The organism is Mesorhizobium sp. LjRoot246 (genome assembly GCF_964254115.1).
In the GTDB taxonomy this organism is placed as follows: domain Bacteria; phylum Pseudomonadota; class Alphaproteobacteria; order Rhizobiales; family Rhizobiaceae; genus Mesorhizobium.
The window spans coordinates 1-14,805 of sequence record NZ_CAXUSN020000001.1 but is presented as its reverse complement, the minus strand read 5'-3'; the positions used below and the strand labels follow the sequence as shown (position 1 = coordinate 14,805).

Annotated in this window: 16 protein-coding genes; 4 read left to right on the top strand and 12 right to left on the bottom strand. The window is 62.3% G+C overall.

Annotated features, from left to right (window positions below; translation table 11 throughout):
- Nucleotides 1-6: 6 nt before the first annotated feature.
- The 4 genes from ACSQ3L_RS00080 to fabA all read right to left on the bottom strand — a co-directional run bounded on the left by ACSQ3L_RS00080 (nt 7) and on the right by fabA (nt 4,348).
- Nucleotides 7-1,554, bottom strand: a complete 1,548-nt coding sequence (locus tag ACSQ3L_RS00080) for a putative bifunctional diguanylate cyclase/phosphodiesterase (RefSeq protein ID WP_436158076.1) — start codon at nt 1,552-1,554, stop codon at nt 7-9.
- Nucleotides 1,555-1,754: 200 nt separating this feature from the next.
- Entirely contained in the window at nt 1,755-2,567 is an 813-nt protein-coding gene (gene fabI, locus ACSQ3L_RS00075) for an enoyl-ACP reductase FabI (RefSeq protein WP_436158075.1), read from the bottom strand.
- A gap of 13 nt (nt 2,568-2,580) precedes the next feature.
- Complete coding sequence (fabB, locus tag ACSQ3L_RS00070; RefSeq protein ID WP_292181251.1) at nt 2,581-3,801, bottom strand: beta-ketoacyl-ACP synthase I; 1,221 nt, start codon at nt 3,799-3,801, stop codon at nt 2,581-2,583.
- A 31-nt stretch (nt 3,802-3,832) separates the two neighbouring features.
- On the bottom strand, nt 3,833-4,348 hold the full coding sequence (gene fabA / locus ACSQ3L_RS00065) for a 3-hydroxyacyl-[acyl-carrier-protein] dehydratase FabA (RefSeq protein ID WP_292181253.1): 516 nt from the start codon (nt 4,346-4,348) through the stop codon (nt 3,833-3,835).
- A 244-nt stretch (nt 4,349-4,592) separates the two neighbouring features.
- On the opposite strand from fabA, the gene irrA reads away from it, so the two are divergent.
- Together irrA and ACSQ3L_RS00055 are read left to right on the top strand one after the other, a co-directional pair.
- Nucleotides 4,593-5,024 (top strand): iron response transcriptional regulator IrrA, encoded by a 432-nt coding sequence (irrA, locus tag ACSQ3L_RS00060; RefSeq protein ID WP_436163349.1) that lies wholly within the window; start codon nt 4,593-4,595, stop codon nt 5,022-5,024.
- 28 nt (nt 5,025-5,052) lie between these two features.
- Nucleotides 5,053-5,415 carry a DUF4260 domain-containing protein gene (locus ACSQ3L_RS00055; protein ID WP_436158074.1) on the top strand — a complete coding sequence of 121 codons (363 nt, stop codon included), beginning with the start codon at nt 5,053-5,055 and terminating at the stop codon, nt 5,413-5,415.
- A 44-nt stretch (nt 5,416-5,459) separates the two neighbouring features.
- On the opposite strand, the gene ACSQ3L_RS00050 is transcribed toward ACSQ3L_RS00055, so the two are convergent.
- Complete coding sequence (locus tag ACSQ3L_RS00050; protein ID WP_436158073.1) at nt 5,460-5,897, bottom strand: DUF302 domain-containing protein; 438 nt, start codon at nt 5,895-5,897, stop codon at nt 5,460-5,462.
- Nucleotides 5,898-5,901: 4 nt separating this feature from the next.
- Nucleotides 5,902-6,441, bottom strand: a complete 540-nt coding sequence (locus ACSQ3L_RS00045) for a carboxymuconolactone decarboxylase family protein (RefSeq protein ID WP_436158072.1) — start codon at nt 6,439-6,441, stop codon at nt 5,902-5,904.
- Between the two features lie 116 nt (nt 6,442-6,557).
- On the opposite strand from ACSQ3L_RS00045, the gene ACSQ3L_RS00040 reads away from it, so the two are divergent.
- Nucleotides 6,558-7,415 carry a LysR family transcriptional regulator gene (locus ACSQ3L_RS00040; protein WP_436158071.1) on the top strand — a complete coding sequence of 286 codons (858 nt, stop codon included), beginning with the start codon at nt 6,558-6,560 and terminating at the stop codon, nt 7,413-7,415.
- A 111-nt stretch (nt 7,416-7,526) separates the two neighbouring features.
- On the opposite strand, the gene ACSQ3L_RS00035 is transcribed toward ACSQ3L_RS00040, so the two are convergent.
- On the bottom strand, nt 7,527-8,087 hold the full coding sequence (locus ACSQ3L_RS00035; protein ID WP_436158070.1) for an SH3 domain-containing protein: 561 nt from the start codon (nt 8,085-8,087) through the stop codon (nt 7,527-7,529).
- Nucleotides 8,088-8,297: 210 nt separating this feature from the next.
- Here ACSQ3L_RS00035 and ACSQ3L_RS00030 point away from each other — a divergent pair, with 210 nt between their 5' ends.
- Nucleotides 8,298-9,299 (top strand): 2-hydroxyacid dehydrogenase, encoded by a 1,002-nt coding sequence (locus tag ACSQ3L_RS00030; RefSeq protein WP_436158069.1) that lies wholly within the window; start codon nt 8,298-8,300, stop codon nt 9,297-9,299.
- 48 nt (nt 9,300-9,347) lie between these two features.
- Here the strand turns inward: ACSQ3L_RS00030 and ACSQ3L_RS00025 are convergent, their stop codons facing one another.
- The 5 genes from ACSQ3L_RS00025 to dnaA all read right to left on the bottom strand — a co-directional run.
- Nucleotides 9,348-9,836: a GNAT family N-acetyltransferase gene (locus ACSQ3L_RS00025; protein ID WP_436158068.1), complete on the bottom strand. Its 489-nt coding sequence runs from the start codon at nt 9,834-9,836 to the stop codon at nt 9,348-9,350.
- 4 nt (nt 9,837-9,840) lie between these two features.
- On the bottom strand, nt 9,841-10,596 hold the full coding sequence (locus tag ACSQ3L_RS00020) for a molybdopterin-synthase adenylyltransferase MoeB (protein ID WP_436158067.1): 756 nt from the start codon (nt 10,594-10,596) through the stop codon (nt 9,841-9,843).
- Nucleotides 10,597-10,683: 87 nt separating this feature from the next.
- Entirely contained in the window at nt 10,684-11,823 is a 1,140-nt protein-coding gene (gene recF / locus ACSQ3L_RS00015) for a DNA replication/repair protein RecF (protein WP_436158066.1), read from the bottom strand.
- Between the two features lie 82 nt (nt 11,824-11,905).
- Nucleotides 11,906-13,024 (bottom strand): DNA polymerase III subunit beta, encoded by a 1,119-nt coding sequence (gene dnaN / locus ACSQ3L_RS00010; protein ID WP_256748923.1) that lies wholly within the window; start codon nt 13,022-13,024, stop codon nt 11,906-11,908.
- Between the two features lie 308 nt (nt 13,025-13,332).
- Nucleotides 13,333-14,805: chromosomal replication initiator protein DnaA (dnaA, locus tag ACSQ3L_RS00005; protein WP_436158065.1), on the bottom strand; the 1,473-nt coding region annotated here is incomplete at its 5' end.

Sequence of the window (14,805 nt, the reverse complement as noted above, 5' to 3'; positions counted from 1 at the left end):
CCGCGTTCAATGCAAATTGGCGACGCGTCGGACCTCGTCGGTGACATGCGCGTCGCCAACCCTGATCTGGAGCGGTGCCGGCCTGCCGTAAAGGTAGCCCTGCACCACTTCGCAGCCGGCTGCCCTGAGCAGCGTCGCCTGGCTTTCGGTCTCGACGCCTTCGGCAATGATGCTGACGCCAAGCGCACGCGACAGCCCGACGATGGTCGAGACAACCGCGCCGGAGCTGGTGTCGGTGTCGAGGCGGCTGACGAAGGACCGGTCGATCTTCAGCTTGCCGAACGAAAAGTCGATCAAATAGCTCAAATTGGAATAGCCGGTGCCGAAATCGTCGACGGCGACCGAGATGCCCATATCCGCAAGTTGCTTCAGGATGGCGGCGGCGCGGTCGCGGTCCTGCATCATCGCGGTCTCGGTCACTTCCAGTTCCAGCCGTGACGGCTTGATGCCAGTGCTCGTCATGGCGTCGCGCACGGTGCCGACGAAGTCCTTGGTCATGAACTGCACGGGCGAGATGTTGACGGCCACGAAGCAGTCGTCGGGCAGATGCTGGGCGTCGCTGCAAGCCTTGCGCAGCACCCATTCGCCGATCGGGCCGATCATGCCGGTTTCCTCGGCGATCGGAATGAACTCCATCGGCGGGATCATGCCGCGTTCGGGATGCCGCCAGCGGATCAGTGCTTCGTAGCCGACGATGCGGCCTGTTGGGAGATCGAGCTGCGGCTGGTAGTGAAGATCGAAGTCGCCGCGCTCGAAGGCGATGTGCAGTTCGGATTCGACCCATTGGCGATGGTCGGCGACCCTGCCCATTTCGGCATGGAAGACGGACCAGTTACCGACGCCGCTGGCGCGGGCATTCTGCAGCGCCAGATTGGAGCGGCGCAGGATGAGGACAGGATCGACGCCGTCCTTGGGCATCGCCACGATGCCCACCGACAGGCTGACCGATTGCAGGTGCGTGCTGAGCTCATAGGGCTCCATCATCTCGTCGATGAGCCTCTCTACGGTGCTGTCCAATGACCCGGGCACCTGGTTGTCGGGGAGCAGAATCGCGAATTCACCGGCGCCGATGCGTCCGATCAGCGCGCGCTGCGGCACGCAGGTCTTCAATCGCTTGGTGAAGGCGCGGATCAACTCGTCGCCCTGGCTGTAGCCGATGGCGTCATTGATCTGCTTGAACCGGTCGATATCGATATCGATGAGGAACATCGGCTCGCCGGTCCGGCTTGTCGCGCATGCCGCCTCGGCAATCTTGCCGACCATCGCCGGGCGCGCCAAAAGGCCGGTCAGCTTGTCGAAATGGGTTTCCGTGAAGACGAAATCCACCGATTCATCGACACCTGCGAAGAAGGACATCGCGGCTATCGACGCCGCCAATGCGCAAAGAGCGGCCATTACTGCGACCATCATGTCCGCGGAGATGCCGGCAAAGCCATTGCCGAGACCGAGCTTCAGGCCCCAGAGCCCCAGGACGAAACTGCCGATACCCGAGCTTGCTATGGTGAGCAGTCGGAACACCGGTGTTCGCTTCGGGTTGCTGACGGCGGCGGACATTGAAAGATCCCCAGAGTACGAGGCTTTCTAGCGGATATCTCCTTAAAATGAGTTTCCGCGAATGCGTCCAATTTTATTGGACTAAAGTATTTCTTGAGCTGGTTAAAGCGCGTCGCGTTGAAACGGATTTAGTCGGCGCACCTTAAGCTTTTGTTTTATAAATGTCGTTGTCCCAAAACGGCTGTGCACTTTTGGGCGCATTAGTCTCGGCCGCCGTCGGTCTGCTTCAATTCGTCGAGCGTTGGCATGGAAACAATGTGGTAGCCGGAATCGACATAGTGGATTTCGCCTGTAACGCCGGAAGACAGATCCGACAACAGATAAAGCGCCGAGCCGCCGACCTCGTCGATGGTCACGGTGCGGCGCAGCGGCGAGTTGCGCTGCTGGTAGGAGAACATGTGGCGCGCGTCGGAAATACCGGCGCCGGCCAGCGTGCGCACGGGTCCAGCCGATATGCCGTTCACCCTGATGCCGCGCGGACCGTAGTCATTGGCGAGGTAGCGCACACTGGCTTCCAGGCCTGCCTTGGCGACGCCCATGACATTGTAGTTCGGCATGACGCGGACCGACCCTGCATAGGTCAGCGTGATCATCGACCCGCCGTCCCGCATCAAGGCGGCGGCATGGCGGGCGATCTCGGTGAAAGAGTAGCAGGAGATCACCATGGTGCGGACGAAATTGTCCCGGCTGGTGTTGGCGTAGAGGCCCTTCAGCTCGTTCTTGTCGGAAAAGCCGATGGCGTGGACGACGAAGTCCAGCCCGCCCCATTCCTTGCCCAAGGTCTCGAAGGTGGCGGCGACCGAAGCGCTGTCCTCGACGTCGCACGGTACGACCAGCGAGGCGCCGAGCTTGTCGGCGAGAGGCTTTACCCGGCGCCCGAAGGCATCGCCCTGATAGGTGAAGGCGAGTTCCGCCCCATGTTCGGATAATTTCCGGGCGATGCCCCAGGCGATCGAATGATCGTTGGCGACACCCATGACAAGCCCGCGCTTGCCCTTCATCAGTCCGTCCATGGCCGGCAAATCCTTATGCGGAATAGCGCTGGAAAACGAGCGTGGCGTTGGTGCCACCGAAGCCGAACGAATTGGACAAGACAGTGTCGATCCTGGCGTCGTCGATGCGCTTTCGCACGATCGGCATGCCCTCGAATTCTGGATCGAGGGTCTCGATATGGGCGCTTTCGCCGATGAACCCGCCCTGCATCATCAGGATCGAATAGATGGATTCCTGCACGCCGGCCGCGCCCAGCGAATGGCCGGTCAGCGACTTCGTCGAGGTGATGTACGGCATCTCTGGGCCGAACACTTCGCGGATCGCACCCATCTCCTTGGAATCACCCACCGGCGTCGACGTGCCATGGGTGTTGATGTAGTCGACCGGCGTGGAAACCGTGGCCAGCGCCTGGCGCATGCAGCGCACCGCGCCTTCGCCCGAAGGGGCGACCATATCGTACCCATCCGAGGTCGCGCCGTAGCCGACGATTTCGGCGTAGATCTTGGCGCCGCGCGCCTTGGCATGCTCCAGTTCTTCCAGCACCAGCACGCCGGCGCCGCCGGCGATGACGAAGCCGTCGCGGTTGGCGTCGTAGGCGCGCGAAGCGGTCGATGCCCTGTCATTGAATTTCGACGACATGGCGCCCATGGCGTCGAACAGGTCCGACATTGTCCAGTCGAGATCCTCGTGGCCGCCGGCAAAGACCATGTCCTGCTTGCCCCACTGGATCAATTCGTAGCCATTGCCGATGCAATGCGCCGAGGTCGAGCAGGCCGACGAGATCGAGTAGTTGACACCGTGGATCTTGAACCAGGTGGCAAGGGTTGCCGATGCGGTCGACGACATCGCCTTCGGCACAGCGAACGGACCGATGCGCTTGGGACTGCCGTTCTTCAGCGTGGTTTCGGCCGCCTCGACGATGGTGCGGGTGGAAGGTCCGCCCGATCCCATGACGATGCCGGTACGCTCGTTGGTGATGTCGCTCTCGCCGAGGCCCGCATCCGCGATCGCCTGATCCATGGCGACGTGATTCCACGCAGCGCCTTGGCTCAGGAAGCGCAGCGCACGGCGATCGATCATGGCCGAGGGATCGAGCGTCGGCGCTCCCCAGACCTGGCAGCGGAAGCCATGCTCGGCGAAGGAATCGGAGAAGCTGATGCCGGATTTGGCGTCATGTAGCGAGGCTTGCACCTCGTTGGCATTGTTGCCGATCGACGACACGATGCCGAGGCCTGTGACTACGACCCGTCTCATGGGCTGCTCCTTCCAGAGTGTGCGGTAACGATCAGGCGACCGCCGACTGCTTTGACAGACCCACCTTGAGATCCGTTGCCGCATATATGGGCTCGCCGTCTGCCTTCAGCCAGCCATCGGCGATGCCGAGCACCAACCGTCCGCGCATCACGCGCTTGAAGTCGATGCCGTATTCCACTTTCTTGACCGCCGGCGTCACCATGCCCTTGAATTTGACCTCACCGGTCGACAGCGCCATTCCCTTGCCGGGTTCGCCGAGCCAGCCAAGGTAGAAGCCCGTCAATTGCCACATGGCGTCGAGGCCGAGGCACCCCGGCATGATCGGGTTGCCGATGAAATGGCAGGCAAAGAACCACAGGTCCGGCTTGATGTCGAATTCCGCGCGGATGAAGCCTTTCTCGAAGGCGCCGCCGGTCTCGCTGATCTCGGTGATGCGGTCGAACATCAGCATGGGCGGATAGGGCAGTTGGGCATTGCCCGGCCCGAACAGTTCGCCGCGAGCGCAGGCCAGCAATTCGTCGTACTCGTAGCTGGATTTACCCGCCATCAATCTCGTCCCCATATCGTTCCGGGCTATCGGGTGCCCTTGTCGTTGGTTTCCTAACACAATCTGTTTCAGGCCGGAAACCGGCGTTTGCGCTTAACCTGCTCGTCTGCCTGGGTCAATGCGCGCTATTGATCGCATTCGGGCGACAGAATATATGTCTTCGAGAGGTCCGGTTTCGGCAGATGTCCATGTTTTTGCCATTCTGGGCGTGTCTTGGGGCGGAACTGTGGGGTTCGACGAGAAGATGGACCTGGACGGCCGGAAGGAAAATGTCGCTGTGGACAAGCGGGTTCGTGAAGCCGGCCTGAGGCCGACGCGTCAGCGCATTGCGCTGGCCGACCTGCTTTTCGCCAAGGGCGACCGTCACCTGTCGGCCGAGGAATTGCACGAGGAGGCGGTCGCCGCCGGCGTGCCGGTATCACTGGCCACCGTCTACAATGCCCTTCATCAGTTCACCCAGGCGGGACTGCTGCGCATCCTCGCCGTCGAGGGCTCGAAGACTTATTTCGACACCAACACCTCCGACCACCACCATTTCTACATCGAAGGCGAAAACCGCATATTCGACATCGACAGCGGTCCGGTGACGGTTGCTAACCTGCCGGAGCCGCCGGAAGGGATGGAGATCGCCAATGTCGATATCGTCGTGAGGCTGCGCCCCAAACGCCGCGAATGACCGGCGAGGCCGGAATGATCGGTGAGGGATGAAATCCCTCGATCTTGTGATCCGGCTCGAATGGGCAATCGTGGCGGTGGCTGCCGTCGTTTTCTACGGCTCAACCGGCATCTCCTGGTGGCTCTTCGGATTGCTAATCCTGGCGCCTGATCTGTCAATGTTCGGCTATCTGGCCGGACCGCGCGTCGGTGCCCTTGCCTACAACGCCTTGCATATCCTGATCGTGCCCGTGCTGCTGCTGCTGCTGGCCGGGCATCTGTCCGGCAATGCGATCGCGATGGCGGTTGCGCTGATCTGGATCGCCCACATCGCCATCGATCGAGCGCTGGGCTACGGCCTGAAGCTGCCGACTAGCTTTCAGGACACCCATCTCGGCCGCATCGGGCGCTGAATGACCAGCGTCTGATACAGGCGGCCGGACCGCTCATAGCTGCGTTAGATATCGCCGCCTGACACCGGCATAGTGGAAACCGTCTCGAGCATTCGCTCCGTCGTGTCGAACAGTTCTTGTGCGAGATCAAAAAGCCGGGGATAGGGCGAGAACACCAAAACCGGGTTCAAGGCGCGGACTGTTACGCCGGCCGCTTGTTCGCTGACCACGAACTTCAACGGCGCTTCGGGCACGGCGCCGGGATCGGTCAGCAACAGGCGCGCCATGTATCGGGGGTGGAACCAAAGCAGTTGGCGGAGCCGAACGGTGGCGATCCCGCCTTTTTTGAGCAGGGCCTGCGGATCGATCTCATGGATGATCCATAGCTCGGCGGCAGCGATGGCGTCGCGAAGCCGGTGCAGTGTCTCATCGAAACCATAGCTGGAGGGAATGACGATCTGGTGCCGCGGAACGGTCGCCATCGCACTCGGATCGAGGGTCATGAGGTCAGTCATTGAGAAGCACTGTCCGTGGAAAGTCGAGTTCTGGCTGGGCGAAGTGATTGAGGATGTTGGAATAGAAGTTGAGTGCCACATGCGCGATCACCTCTGCCAGTTCCTCGTCGTCGAGGCCCGCGGCCCTGGCGGCGCCGAATGCCTGGTCGGTGACGGCCCCGCGACTACGCGCCACATCCGCAGCCAACGCCAGTATGGCCGCCACTCTGGCATCGCTTGAATCACCCCTGCGATTTAGCTGCAATTCCGCATCGGAGATGCCGATCTTGGATCCGCGAAATGCGTGGGCCGAAACGCAGTATTCGCAATGATTCACCTCAGCGGTTATCAGGGCGATCTGCTCGCGCAATTTCGAACTGAGACGGCCACTCTGCAGTGATTCGCGAAATTGCAGATAGCCTTTGAGAGCGGCCGGAGAGTTGGCCAGGACGCGATAAAGATTTGGGACGCGTCCGAGCTGGCGTCGCGTTTCAACCAGAAGCCTGCCGGCTTCCGTGTCGGAATCTTCGTTCATTGGCGATAGGCGAGACATTCAATCTTTCTCCTTCCGGGTCAGCCGGCAGCCGCCGGGCTCTGTCGGGATTCATATGACTCGACTGGAAGCATTTTGAAATGTCATAGTAGATGTCTCTATGATATGAGAATGAAATGAAACATCTTGCCATGGAACAGCTTCGCAGCTTCGTTCTTGTCGCCGACTGCGAGAGCTTCACCACCGCGGCCGATCTTCTCGGGACCACCCAGTCGGCGATCAGCTTGCGGGTCCGCAAGCTCGAGCAAGCGATGGAGCGGCGCCTCCTGGCGCGGACGCCGCGCGCGGTTTCGCTGACGCCCGAGGGGGCGCGGTTCCTCGCTTCGGCGCGGCAGGTCCTCGAGGCTCATGACCGGGCCGTGACTACATTCGATGCCGGCACGCAAACCACCACGCTGCGGGCGGCCATTGGCGATCACGCCGCTGGTGCCCTTCTGGGGTCGGCGTTTGGGCGTCTGAGCCAGGTCTTTCCGGAATTGCTACTGGAAGTGTCGGTGGGTCTCTCAGCCGAAATGCAGGCCCGCTATGACGCAGGCAAAGCCGATTTCGCCGTCGTGCGCATGGACATCAGCCGGCGCCAGGGCATCCCGCTCTACAGGGACCAGCTTGTCTGGTGTGCAAGATCGCCTGATGTCTGGCGGTCAGCTGCCGCGTTGCCGCTGTTGGCGTTGCCCGGATCCTGCGGCGTCCGACTGGCTGCGGAACGCGCGCTCGATGGCAGCAATACCGCCTGGCGCCTCGCCTTTACCGGGGGTTCGGTGACTGCGTTGCAATCGGCCGTCAGCGCGGGCCTGGGAGTGGCGGCGATCGGGCAGAGTCAGGTACCGGTCGACTGCGTGATACTGAACCGGTCGCACGGATTGCCGGATTTGCCAGCCAGCAGGATTACGCTTCTGACACGGTTGAGCAACCCGCTGAGAGGCGCGCTCGCGGCCGCCTTCGCAGCGGACGCGAGCGATCGGCGACGTGAATGACAATGCTGCAATTGCGCTTGGTGAAGCGGAGCCGCAATCACCTTGTCGCCGTTTCCGTGATTGCCCGGCCTATATCTGACCCGCGTCCTTCTGAACTTCGCGATGAGGTGGTCAGTCCTTGACCCGTTCGCCGGGATAGGCACCCCAGACGATCGACTGGGCAAGCCAGCCGGTGTGGCCATCGAACGTCATTTCGCACCACTGGCCGTCGCAGGATTTGATCGTGCCCATGACGCCCGGCTCGACCATCGCGACCACCCTTGCGTCCTTGTCGGGGCTGTTGAGAAGGTTGATCTGGGCGCCCTTGCCGCGCTGCCACGGCGCGACGATTGCCGTGCGCCGGCCGGACAGCAGCGACTGGTTGATCCAGCCTTCCGAACCATCGGCATCGCGCACGCGGCGCCATGTGTCGAATTCCTGGATGATCTCCATCGGCAGGCCGGCCTTCATATACATCCAGTCGACAGAGTAGTTGGCGCCGGGGCCGACGCGCGAGTTGACGCGGCCGGATTTCAGGCTGACGAATCGTGGCAGCGGCAGGCCGCTCGGCCCGAGCGTGACGGGACTCTGGGCGGGGGCTGCCGCACTCTGCGCCGCGGCAAGCGGAGAATAAAGCAGAGCGCCGAGAAGTGCTGCACTGAGGGTCAGGCGAAGCGACGCGAAACCAGACACTTTCATTCCTTTCGGCGCTTGCCCATTGGCCCCTGCGCCCCTTTTTCTTTGTCTTCGGCGGCACCACTTGTTACAGGGAGTAATCGGCACCGCGACCGGCTTTCAGTTTCGCCGGTCTTGGTTAAAGAGGTCTCAACGAGATCGGGTTAGAGCAATTCCAGTGAAGCGGTTTTGCGTTTGGAATTGCGGCAAATACTCGAGAGGGAAACAATGGCAGGCAAAAAAAGGCCTCTCGTCGTCATCACGCGCAAGCTGCCCGATCCGGTCGAGACCCGCATGCGCGAACTGTTCGACGCCCGGCTGAATGTCGAGGACAGGCCGATGACGCAGCCGGAACTGGTCGCGGCGGTCAAGGAAGCCGACGTTCTGGTGCCGACCATAACCGACAATATAGATGCGGCGCTGATCGCCCAGGCCGGCGACAACCTCAAGCTGATCGCCAATTTCGGCAACGGCGTCGACAAGATCGATGTCACGGCCGCGGCCAAGAGGGGCATCACCGTCACCAACACGCCGAATGTCCTGACCGAGGACACCGCCGACATGACCATGGCGCTGATGCTGGCGGTGCCGCGGCGGCTCGCGGAAGGCGCCAATGTGCTTACCGGCGACAAGAAATGGGCCGGCTGGTCGCCGACCTGGATGCTGGGCCGGCGCATCTGGGGCAAGCGTCTCGGCATTGTCGGCATGGGACGCATCGGCACCGCCGTCGCCAGGCGGGCCAAGGCCTTCGGACTGTCGATCCACTATCACAACCGCCACCGCGTGCTGCCGGCCGTGGAAGACGGCCTGGAGGCAACCTATTGGGAAAGCCTCGACCAGATGCTGGCCCGCATGGACATTATTTCGGTCAACTGCCCCTCGACGCCGGCGACCTTCCATCTGCTTTCGGCGCGGCGACTGGCGCTGCTGCAGCCCACCGCCTATATCGTCAACACCGCGCGCGGCGACATCATCGACGAAGACGCCTTGATCAAGCTGATTCAGGACGGCAAGCTCGCAGGAGCCGGCCTCGACGTCTACGAACACGAGCCGGCACTGAATGGCAAGCTGCTGAAGCTGGCCGCCAAGGGCAAGGTTGTGCTTCTGCCGCATATGGGTTCGGCGACGCTCGAGGGCCGCATCGACATGGGCGAAAAGGTCATCATCAACATCCGGGCATTCGTCGACGGCCACCGCCCGCCGGACCGCGTGCTGCCGCTCAGAACTTGATTCTATCGCAGCGCGACCTTCTCCGGCCTTTCGAGTGAAAGTCCAGACTTACAAAAGAGTCTTGCGCATGGTGATCGAGGTCGGCCTGGCATAGCCCTCGTGCGCCGTCCGCTCCGTCTCGTGAAAACCGAGGCGGGCAAAGGCTGCATGGTTTTCGGTCAGCTCGATGCGCGTCTGAAGCTCGATAGCGGCTTTGCCGCGGTTGCGAGCAAGATCTTCGGCCGCCTGCATCAGCCGCCGGCCAAAGCCTTGTCCCTGGCAGTCCGGCGCGACAGCGAGCTTGCCGACATAAAGTTCCGCCACCCTTTCAAGGGCAAAGACGCAACCGACGATCCTGTCGTCCTTGAGCGCCACGAAGCCGGTCTCCCGCCGCGCCTTGTCGCGCAGGGTGTCGGCGGTCAACTGATGGGCGGAGGAGGGCGGGTCGATAATGCCGTCCATCGAAGCGAAGGCACGCATGATCAATGCGAGCACATCGTCCCAACGGTCGAAATCGGCCGGGATCTGTGTGATCGAGACAGCTTCGACACGGTCCAATGGGTCAGGCTCTCTTGTAGCGGATGGTGTCGAAGCGCGCCGCCAGCGCATCATAGAGCAGCAGCCGGCCGACCAGCGGCTCGCCGATGCCGGTGATCAGCTTGATCGCCTCCATCGCCTGCAGCGTGCCGACGACGCCGGTCAGCGCGCCAAGCACGCCGGCTTCGGCGCAGGACGGCACCAGCCCAGGCGGTGGCGCCTCGGGAAACAGATCGCGATAGCTTGGGTTGGGCTTGCCGTCCTTGCCGTCCTCGAATGGCTTCAGCACGGTGACGGAACCATCGAAGCGTCCGACGGCAGCATGCACCAGAGGTTTCCCTTCGCTCGCGCAGGCATCGGCCACCGTGTAGCGGGTTTCGAAATTGTCGGAACCGTCGACGACGATGTCATAGCGGGCGACGAGGGCAGCCGCATTGTCCGGGTTCAGCCGGATTGCATGCGTTTCAACAATTGTGTTGGGATTGATGCGGGCGATCGCAGCCTTGGCGCTATCGGTTTTCAGCATACCCACGGTGTCGGTGCTGTGAATGACCTGACGCTGCAGGTTGGACAGCGAAACGGTGTCGTCGTCGACCACGCCGAGCGTGCCGACACCGGCAGCGGCAAGATATTCAAGCACTGGCGCGCCCAGCCCGCCGGCGCCGATGACAAGCACCCGCCCCTGTTTCAGCCTTTGCTGGCCGGCCCCACCGATTTCGGGCAGCACGATGTGGCGGGCATAGCGTTCTATCTCGTCGGCGGTCAGGGCGGCAGTGGTCATTGCCTGACCATACAGGGACTGAAAAACCTTGTCAGGAGCCAATACACCTGGTGCATGTCGGCCAAGAGTACGAAGCACACACAAGATTTAGATCGTTGGCCCAACCGTACCATGGTCGACCGTCAGGAATTGCGCACGCCCCTTGAGGCTGGAAAACAGCGCCGCATCGGTTCCGGTCATGAACGCCTGGCAGTTCAAGTCTTCGAGGATGGAAAACAGCGCCGCGCGCCGTCCGCTATCGAGATGCGCGGCGATCTCGTCGAGCAACAGGATCGGCGTCATGCCCGACATTTCGCCGGTCAGCCTTGCATGCGACAGCACGATGCCGACCAGCAGCGCCTTCTGCTCGCCGGTCGAGCAGAGTTCGGCGGGCATCGCCTTGGGACGGTGCCGAACCACCAGGTCCGAACGATGCGGGCCATCGAGCGTGCGCCCGGCGGCGCGGTCGCGGTCACGGCCCTCGGCAAGCGTCCGGCGGAACCGCTCCTCGACATCGACCGCCGGCGCGGTGGCAATCTCAGCTTCCAGGTCACCCGAAAGACCGATATCGGCCTGCGGAAACGGTCCCGTGTCGGGCAGCCTGTCGATCATGGCGGCGAGCAGGCGCACCATCTCGGCTCGTGCTGCGGCGATCGCCACACCGGTTTCGGCCATCTGCGTCTCGATCGCGTCGAACCAGCTGTTGTTGCGGGAGCCCTCGGTAAGCAGTCGGTTACGGCCGCGCATCGCCTTCTCGTAGTCGATCGCACGTTGCCCGTGGCCGGGATCGATCGCCAGCACCAGCCGATCGAGAAAGCGCCGGCGATCCGCGGCCGGCCCGGTGAACAACGCGTCCATCGCCGGCGTCAGCCACACCACACGCAGCCATTCCAGCATCTCCTCGGCAGAACGCGCCGAAGCGCCGTTGATACGCACCCGTCTGCCGCCTTCGCCGGCATTGTCGCCGCCGGAAATGCCTGTTCCGATCTCGACCTGGCCGTCAGGTCCGTCGAGCCGGGCGTGCAAAGCGAAACCGCCGTCGCCGCCTTCGCGCGCGACGTCAGCATAAGGCGCGCGGCGCAAACCACGCCCTGGTGTCAAAAAGGAGATCGCTTCGAGAAGATTGGTCTTGCCGGCACCATTGTCGCCGGAAAAAACCACGGCGCCCGGCTCCAGATCGATCGCTAGCGCCGCGTAGTTGCGGAAATTGGTAAGTGTAAGCTTACTTATGTGGTTTTGTGCTGGCAACCGCTATCCGCCCGTCGAAGTTGCCGCAAACTCGCTCTTGCCACCAGTCTATCACAAGACCAAATTGCTGCCACCGCGCCGGCTACACCCGCATCGGCATCAGCACATAGAGTGCGGTCTCGTCGGCCATGTCGTGGATCAGCGTCGGCGAGCCGGCGTCAGCCAGCATGAACTTGGCCTCCGTGCCGGTCAACTGTGCGGCAACGTCGAGCAGGTACTTGGCATTGAAGCCGATTTCGATCGGGTCCGATGAGTAATCCGCCGCCAGTTCCTCGGTGGCGCTGCCTGAATCCGGATTGTTGACCGCAAGGGTCACCTGGCCTTCGCTGATCGAAAGCTTCACCGCGCGGCCACGTTCGGAAGAGATGGTCGAGACGCGATCGACGGCGGCGGCAAAACTCTGGCGGTCGATGATCAGCTTCTTGTCGTTGCCGGTCGGAATGACCCGCTGATAGTCGGGGAAGGTGCCGTCGATCAGCTTCGAGGTCAAAACCACGCTGCCGATGGTGAAGCGGATCTTGGTGTCCGACAGTTCTGTGGTGACCGCAACGTCCGGATCGTCGACCAGCTTCTGCAACTCGCTCACCGTCTTGCGCGGGATGATGATGCCCGGCATGCCCTCGGAGCCCGCCGGCGCGTCGATCTCGGCGCGCGCCAGACGGTGGCCGTCGGTCGCCACCGAGCGCAGCTTCAGCTTGCCGCCGACCTCATGCGTGTGCAGGTAGATGCCGTTCAGATAATAGCGCGTCTCTTCGGTGGAGATGGCGAACTGGGTCTTCTCGATCAGGCCTTTCAGGGCAACCGAGTCGAGACGAAAGATGTGTGAGAACGACCCGGCCGAAAGCTCTGGGAAGTCGGATTGCGGCAGGCACTGAAGGCGGAAGCTCGAGCGGCCTGACGTCACCGTCATGGCGTTGCCGTCCTCGTCCGTCTTCAGCATCACCTCGGCGCCATCGGCGAGCTTGCGCACGATGTCGTAGAGCAGATGTGCCGGAACCGTCGTCGCCCCGCCGCGCTCGACCTTGGCGGGCGTCGCTTCCGTCACCTCGAGGTCGAGGTCGGTCGCCTTCATTTCAAGGCTGGCGCCCTCGGCGCTGAGTAGCACGTTGGACAGGATCGGTATGGTGTTGCGCCGCTCGACCACACGGTGAACGTGGTTGAGCGACTTCAGGAGATTTGACCGTTCCAGGATAACACGCATGACGAAACAGGCTCGCTTGAATGAATGACGGGTCACCAGTGAGCGGCGTCCCGCGAAAGGTCTGAACAGGCTCAGAATCTCCGTAAACTGACAGGAAAAAACCAGCAAACGCAAGTCCGCGCCACCGGTTCGGGCCGGCTATGCCGGCTTTCTGGGGATAAACGGCACGAAGTCCGCGAGCCGGTGTCGTAAAACCGAAATCCGGGTCATTTCCAGGCGGCGCCGCGAGCCCATTCCGGGCTCCGGGCCGTACTGGCAAGCCATTGAATTCCGGTGTTGTTCCCGCTGGCTCGGGCTTCCCCGGACGGTCAGGCCTGGTCGTTGATCAACCGCCTCAGGAGTTCGAGTTCCTGCGCCAGCGTGTTGTCGTTGCCGGAAAGGTCCTCGATCTTGCGCACGGCATGCAGCACCGTGGTGTGATCGCGGCCGCCGAAACGCCGTCCGATCTCGGGCAGCGAGCGCGGCGTCATCACCTTCGACAGGTACATCGCGACCTGCCGCGGCTTGACGATGGTGCGCGTGCGCCGGTTGGACAGCAATTCGGTCTTCGATACATTGTAGTGACGTGCGACGATGCGCTGGATGTCCTCGATCCGGACCCGCTTCGGCTCGCCGGTGCGATAGATGTGGCCGAGAATCTCGTCGATCCGGTCGATGGTGATCTGCGGCTCGAAGGACTGACGGAACAGCAACTGGTTGAAGGCGCCTTCCAGCTCGCGGCCACTGCCGGTCACGGTGCGGGCGACGTGATTGAGGATCTCTTCCGAAATGTTCAGCGACGCGTCGTCGACCCTGGCAGTGGCAAGGCGCAGTTTGAGCATGCCAAGGCGCATGGCGAAATCGGGCGCCGACATTTCAAGCGCGACGCCGCCATTGAGACGCGAACGGACCCGCGGTTCAAGCGATTCCAGCTCCGACGGCGGCCGGTCGGCGGCAACGACGACCTGCTTGGCGCTATCGAGCAACATATTGATCAGATGGCAGAATTCATGCTGGATCGACTTGCCCTGCAAGAACTGCATGTCGTCGATGATGAGCAGGTCGATGTCGCGCAGCTGTTCCTTGAGCGTCAGCGCATTGTTGTCACGGATCGCGGTGGCAAAGCGCCACATGAAATACTCGGCCGTGAGGTAGACGACGCGCGACTTGGGGTTCTGCTTCAGCGATTCCGCAGCGATTGCCTGCAACAAATGTGTCTTGCCGAGCCCGACGGTTGCGTGAAGGAAAAGCGGGTTGAAGCGCACCGCGCTCGATTGCGATTCCGCTACTGCCTTGGCAGCGGCAAAGGCCACCCGGTTCGACGGCCCCTCGATGAAGGAGCCGAACGTGTAGCGAGGATCAAGCGGCGACCCCAGCACATTGTGGCGGAATTCGCTCTCGACCGGTGTGCCCGGACGCGGAACCGGTGAACGCTCTGTCCGGCCGGGGCTCACGGTACCGGCGGCAAGCGCCGTCTGCGTCTGCCGCGTCATCTTGCGTGCCGGCGTCACTTCCGGCTCGGCCTGGCTGCGTCCCTGACGGGTTGCCGTTCGCACGACAATGTCGATCTTGAGGAGATCGGGATCCTCCTGCTTCCACAACTCGGAAATGAGGTCGAGATAGTGGCCGTTGATCCATGAGCGCAGGAAGGCGGTGGGCACCGAGATGCGGACAATGCCCTTGGAAGCCTCGGCGACCTTCATGCGGCCAAACCAGCTCGAATAGACTTCGGTTCCCAGGCGCGCCTTCAACTGGGTTTTGACCCGGTCGAATTTCTGTTCCGCGTCGCTGGACACCGCCAT

What these genes read in the sequence shown, in the direction of transcription:
- ACSQ3L_RS00080 (WP_436158076.1), bottom strand. Translation starts at nt 1,554, where the DNA reads ATGTCCGCCGCCGTCAGCAACCCGAAGCGAACACCGGTGTTCCGACTG.
- fabI (WP_436158075.1), bottom strand. Translation starts at nt 2,567, where the DNA reads ATGGACGGACTGATGAAGGGCAAGCGCGGGCTTGTCATGGGTGTCGCC.
- fabB (WP_292181251.1), bottom strand. Translation starts at nt 3,801, where the DNA reads ATGAGACGGGTCGTAGTCACAGGCCTCGGCATCGTGTCGTCGATCGGC.
- fabA (WP_292181253.1), bottom strand. Translation starts at nt 4,348, where the DNA reads ATGGCGGGTAAATCCAGCTACGAGTACGACGAATTGCTGGCCTGCGCT.
- irrA (WP_436163349.1), top strand. Translation starts at nt 4,593, where the DNA reads ATGGACCTGGACGGCCGGAAGGAAAATGTCGCTGTGGACAAGCGGGTT.
- ACSQ3L_RS00055 (WP_436158074.1), top strand. Translation starts at nt 5,053, where the DNA reads ATGAAATCCCTCGATCTTGTGATCCGGCTCGAATGGGCAATCGTGGCG.
- ACSQ3L_RS00050 (WP_436158073.1), bottom strand. Translation starts at nt 5,897, where the DNA reads ATGACCCTCGATCCGAGTGCGATGGCGACCGTTCCGCGGCACCAGATC.
- ACSQ3L_RS00045 (WP_436158072.1), bottom strand. Translation starts at nt 6,441, where the DNA reads ATGTCTCGCCTATCGCCAATGAACGAAGATTCCGACACGGAAGCCGGC.
- ACSQ3L_RS00040 (WP_436158071.1), top strand. Translation starts at nt 6,558, where the DNA reads ATGAAACATCTTGCCATGGAACAGCTTCGCAGCTTCGTTCTTGTCGCC.
- ACSQ3L_RS00030 (WP_436158069.1), top strand. Translation starts at nt 8,298, where the DNA reads ATGGCAGGCAAAAAAAGGCCTCTCGTCGTCATCACGCGCAAGCTGCCC.
- ACSQ3L_RS00020 (WP_436158067.1), bottom strand. Translation starts at nt 10,596, where the DNA reads ATGACCACTGCCGCCCTGACCGCCGACGAGATAGAACGCTATGCCCGC.
- dnaN (WP_256748923.1), bottom strand. Translation starts at nt 13,024, where the DNA reads ATGCGTGTTATCCTGGAACGGTCAAATCTCCTGAAGTCGCTCAACCAC.